The sequence below is a fragment of the Thauera sp. AutoDN2 genome (assembly GCF_051280715.1).
Classification (GTDB): Bacteria; Pseudomonadota; Gammaproteobacteria; order Burkholderiales; family Rhodocyclaceae; genus Thauera.
The window spans coordinates 1-3,603 of sequence record NZ_JBNCAR010000072.1 but is presented as its reverse complement, the minus strand read 5'-3'; the positions used below and the strand labels follow the sequence as shown (position 1 = coordinate 3,603).

7 protein-coding genes are annotated in these 3,603 nt (G+C 53.2%); 1 reads left to right on the top strand and 6 read right to left on the bottom strand.

Annotation, left to right across the window (positions count from 1 at the left end):
- Positions 1-384 (top strand): tyrosine-type recombinase/integrase (locus ACPT9U_RS17350; protein WP_435751870.1); only part of this gene is annotated, 384 nt, incomplete at its 5' end.
- 411 nt (positions 385-795) lie between these two features.
- Here ACPT9U_RS17350 and ACPT9U_RS17345 read toward each other — a convergent pair.
- The 6 genes from ACPT9U_RS17345 to ACPT9U_RS17320 all read right to left on the bottom strand — a co-directional run bounded on the left by ACPT9U_RS17345 (position 796) and on the right by ACPT9U_RS17320 (position 3,264).
- On the bottom strand, positions 796-1,053 hold the full coding sequence (locus tag ACPT9U_RS17345) for a hypothetical protein (protein WP_435751869.1): 258 nt from the start codon (positions 1,051-1,053) through the stop codon (positions 796-798).
- Positions 1,054-1,098: 45 nt separating this feature from the next.
- The gene (locus ACPT9U_RS17340; protein WP_435751868.1) at positions 1,099-1,362 is read right to left on the bottom strand and encodes a hypothetical protein; all 264 of its coding nucleotides are present in this window, start codon (positions 1,360-1,362) and stop codon (positions 1,099-1,101) included.
- A gap of 67 nt (positions 1,363-1,429) precedes the next feature.
- Positions 1,430-1,732, bottom strand: a complete 303-nt coding sequence (locus tag ACPT9U_RS17335; protein WP_435751867.1) for a hypothetical protein — start codon at positions 1,730-1,732, stop codon at positions 1,430-1,432.
- Between the two features lie 129 nt (positions 1,733-1,861).
- The gene (locus tag ACPT9U_RS17330; protein ID WP_435751866.1) at positions 1,862-2,335 is read right to left on the bottom strand and encodes a hypothetical protein; all 474 of its coding nucleotides are present in this window, start codon (positions 2,333-2,335) and stop codon (positions 1,862-1,864) included.
- A gap of 5 nt (positions 2,336-2,340) precedes the next feature.
- Positions 2,341-2,586 (bottom strand): hypothetical protein, encoded by a 246-nt coding sequence (locus ACPT9U_RS17325; protein WP_435751865.1) that lies wholly within the window; start codon positions 2,584-2,586, stop codon positions 2,341-2,343.
- 225 nt (positions 2,587-2,811) lie between these two features.
- Entirely contained in the window at positions 2,812-3,264 is a 453-nt protein-coding gene (locus ACPT9U_RS17320; protein ID WP_435751864.1) for a J domain-containing protein, read from the bottom strand.
- Positions 3,265-3,603: the final 339 nt, after the last annotated feature.

Genomic DNA, 3,603 nt, shown 5'->3' with positions numbered 1-3,603 from the left:
ATGGTCGTGCAACGGAAAACGCAGCGGCCTGTGCAGTTCGAACTGACCGAGCCCACGCGTACGGCTGTGGCTGCCTGGATCGCGAAGGCCGGCCTGAGGTCGGAAGACTTCCTCTTTCCGAGCCGCCTGCACGACTCACCGCATGTCTCTACCCGTCAGTACGCGAGGATCGTCGAGCACTGGGTGGTAGCCGCTGGCCTCGATCCTTCCGCCTACGGTACGCACTCCATGCGGAGAACGAAGGCGACCTTGATCTACAAGCGCACGAAGAACCTTCGGGCGGTGCAGCTCCTGCTGGGTCACTCCAAGCTCGAGTCGACGGTGCGGTACTTGGGCATCGAGGTCGATGATGCCTTGGAGATCTCCGAGCAGATTGAGATCTGAACCCGGCGCGGCTGCCCGCCAAGCGCCTTTTGCCGCCGGGCGGCTGCTTACGGTGATGATGCTGAGGGGGTACTATCGGCCAGGACGAGACTTAGCGGCCGCGAAAATTGGGTGTGTGCGAATGGCGGACAAGCGATCGAGAACCGGTCGCTCGGCTGTGTTGGCCTTCAGTCAAGTCGTCGGCCTGAGCTGCCGGTGGCCTGATAGGTGAAGTCGGGCAGCAATTGCTGGTCACCTGCCGTTCGAGCGTCAGGCGAGGGCGAACGGCGGCTTCTCCGTCCGGCGAACTGGAACTACCGACCCAGAGCAGCCGTAGAGCTTTTTGGAAAGCTGTCGTTCAACGACGGCCTTCAGCCGACGGAACGAAGCGCAGCGAAGTGACGATCGGCTGCAAGCACTGGTTGGGCACGTTTAGAAGTCGTCTAGTTGTCCGGATGCAGTAAGATGAACTATTGCTTCACGCCACGATAGCGCACGCACCAAGTCTCCCTTTTGGCGGCGGCCCAGGTGTGGTTTCTTATCTGCGACTCTGTCATACGCTGCTTGTACCCACGCGTGCACGTCTGGAAGCTTCGCCTGAAGCACGTCTGCCACGAATTTCTCCAGAGTAATTGTGGTCGGCTGTTTGCATTCATCTACGATCGAATAGATCGTGCGCTCATCATCCATCGTCCTTTCCTCGTCTTGGTTAGGAAATTGGCCGGAGTATCGACGTTACGGCGGGGGATTGCCAAGCTTCTTCGCCAGATCGTCCAGATACGACTCGCTGACGCCCCGCCTTTGCATCTCTGCTGCGATCTTGGCGCGCTTTGCCTCAAGCTGCTTGTTCTGCTCCATCGCCGCGTTGACATTCTTAAGATCGCTCCAAGGCATTGATCCAAGCTGTCTTGCGATCAGGGCTGTGCACTTATGAAGTTCGTCACGTAGATCTTCGTCCGACCACTGTGTGATATGTCGAAGCTTAGAAAAGAAGCCCATTCCTTCACCTCCTGTGTACGGGACTCTTGAAGCTCTGTTGCCTTAGAGAAATAATTAGGCGGTTCTTTCAAAAGTTATTTCCACTTATTTGAGACGTATTTGCATAAAGCTTTGCTTGTATGGTTTCGATAGATTTTTTGTGCGCCCAATAGGGAGTCTTGGGTCCATCCGCCAACCGCTCAGAGCAATGTTGTTGATACATCATTAATGCTGCTTCTAAAGCGATAATTTCAGAATCATTTAGCGACAACTCATATTTGTAAGCAGTCATGATGATTGCATCCTTAAAGAACTCCAGACGTTCAAGCTCAGGGAGGTTGATGCACTCATATGGGATGCCTAACGCCCGCTGGACCTGATTGTTACGCAAATGTAACTTCTACATCTTTTCGATAAACTTATGGAATAAAGGGCGAGTTATTGAGCAGCCCATTCGTCTGCTTGAGACCTCGCTGCGTGAATCGGCAAGTGGCGGCTTCAGGCCGGACCGAGACCTCTATTATGCGTTTCTTTCTCTGCCTTGGCTTAGAAGGTTTGAAAACAGAGCGCCGTACTTTGCCATCGGAAGCTTTCCATTGACTACCAATAATTCACCGGAGCGCCAAGCTTCCATGTCGAAGCCATCCGTGGCCAAGGCTGTGGCTTCATTTTCTGAAAGCAGTAGCTGTCCAGGCGATAAGTACGAAAGCATGTGGTTTAAGCCTGCAGCCATTGACTTAAAATCGTACTGAAAGCCTCTGAGACGCAACACGTTTTTCTTGTAACGTTGATCGTTGCGATACCAATCGACCAACTGATCGTAGGTGAGGATCTGTATGCCCGTCTCGTTCTGAAGAAGACGAAAATGGCGTTTTCGACCGTTGCTGAGATTCTTTTTTTGAGCGACTTGGCCCGCGAAGCGGATGATAAGAACCAGCGCTTCGCGGGCCAAGTGCCATGCCGGAGGAGGTCCCGCTCCAGTCTTGTTAGGCATGCGCATTAATTCTTTACCTTGCCTGAGAGAATATCACGCAGGTGTTGACGGTGTGCCTCATCTTGTTTCTTTTCTTCTTCTCTCGCTAAATGAAACAAGAAGCCACCTATACCAATAAGAACTATGCCGGCAACAGCAGAGCCCATGCCTGTAAAGCCCAACAGGCTCACGACTATGAATTGACGCCCCATCATTGGAAGCACAAACGAAAGTGCGCCTATGATCATCAAAACTACGCCCCATGCCATCATGCCTTTTTCTCCAAAATTAAGAGCTGTGACAAGCTCCGTCAATAAACCAGCGAACAACACACGGAGGGCGGAAGCGAACCGATAGCGGGGAACGCCGACTGAACCATCCCTCTGCAGACCGGAGCAAACTTTCAGTGAGGGGCATCGAGGCGACGTCTCGCGTTTGAATTCACCGGCCTGCGCGGCTTTTCGCCCAGGTCCGATGAGAAGATGGGTTGAGCTTGGTCATCGTAAAGCAGCGACCAATACAATAAGTACAAAAAGAACAACGACAATAAGGGTAATGCCGAAGAGTGGCCCATTGCGGACAAAAATTCGGTAGGTTCTGTCTAGGTCAATGACATCATCGCTGACGAAAGTCGCTTCATTAGCCGTATGGTTGTATGGCGATACGGGTACATCAGCAGGTTTGGACGATTGTGTCGAGTCCGTGACCGGCTGTTGAACGTTGGATTCGGCGAGCGTAAGCCAGCGATCGTGCTCTTTTCGGAGTTCGGGGTCCGATAGGATCCGATAAGCCTCATTGATGATGGACATGATGCGCGCTGCTTCGGGATCATTGAGGGTGCGATCCGGGTGATATCGCTGTGCCAGCGCTCGGTAAGCCGCACGAATTACCTCGGGAGGCGCGTTGCGCACCACCTTTAGGTTGTCATAGTGACTTCGTACGTGAGCCATGGCCAAGATGCCCAAGATTTTTTCTGGCGACAGCCCTAACGCATAACATCAGCATGATCGAAAAGTCGCTCTGCAAGTTACTGTTTAGGATTAGAAGTGCGCAAAAGGTGAAACGAAAGAACATGAATACCAGCAGCTGACGGGGTAGTGCGGTGGTGCGACCCATGTGGCACACAGACAGGGAGCATACCGCCTAGCCCGGATGACCGCTATCCGGATTGGGTGGCCAGCGACAGCTCCTGTCCGTTATGGATAGCTGTTCATAACGGCCATTATGCGCAGTTCCCAGTTATGAACAGTCGGCTCACGTCGATGCTGGGGATGGCCCGGCGTAGCGCC

Excerpts from the sequence above, each read along its gene's own strand:
- ACPT9U_RS17320 (WP_435751864.1), bottom strand. The coding sequence starts at position 3,264 with ATGGCTCACGTACGAAGTCACTATGACAACCTAAAGGTGGTGCGCAAC.
- ACPT9U_RS17330 (WP_435751866.1), bottom strand. The coding sequence starts at position 2,335 with ATGCCTAACAAGACTGGAGCGGGACCTCCTCCGGCATGGCACTTGGCC.
- ACPT9U_RS17340 (WP_435751868.1), bottom strand. The coding sequence starts at position 1,362 with ATGGGCTTCTTTTCTAAGCTTCGACATATCACACAGTGGTCGGACGAA.
- ACPT9U_RS17345 (WP_435751869.1), bottom strand. The coding sequence starts at position 1,053 with ATGGATGATGAGCGCACGATCTATTCGATCGTAGATGAATGCAAACAG.
- ACPT9U_RS17325 (WP_435751865.1), bottom strand. The coding sequence starts at position 2,586 with ATGATGGCATGGGGCGTAGTTTTGATGATCATAGGCGCACTTTCGTTT.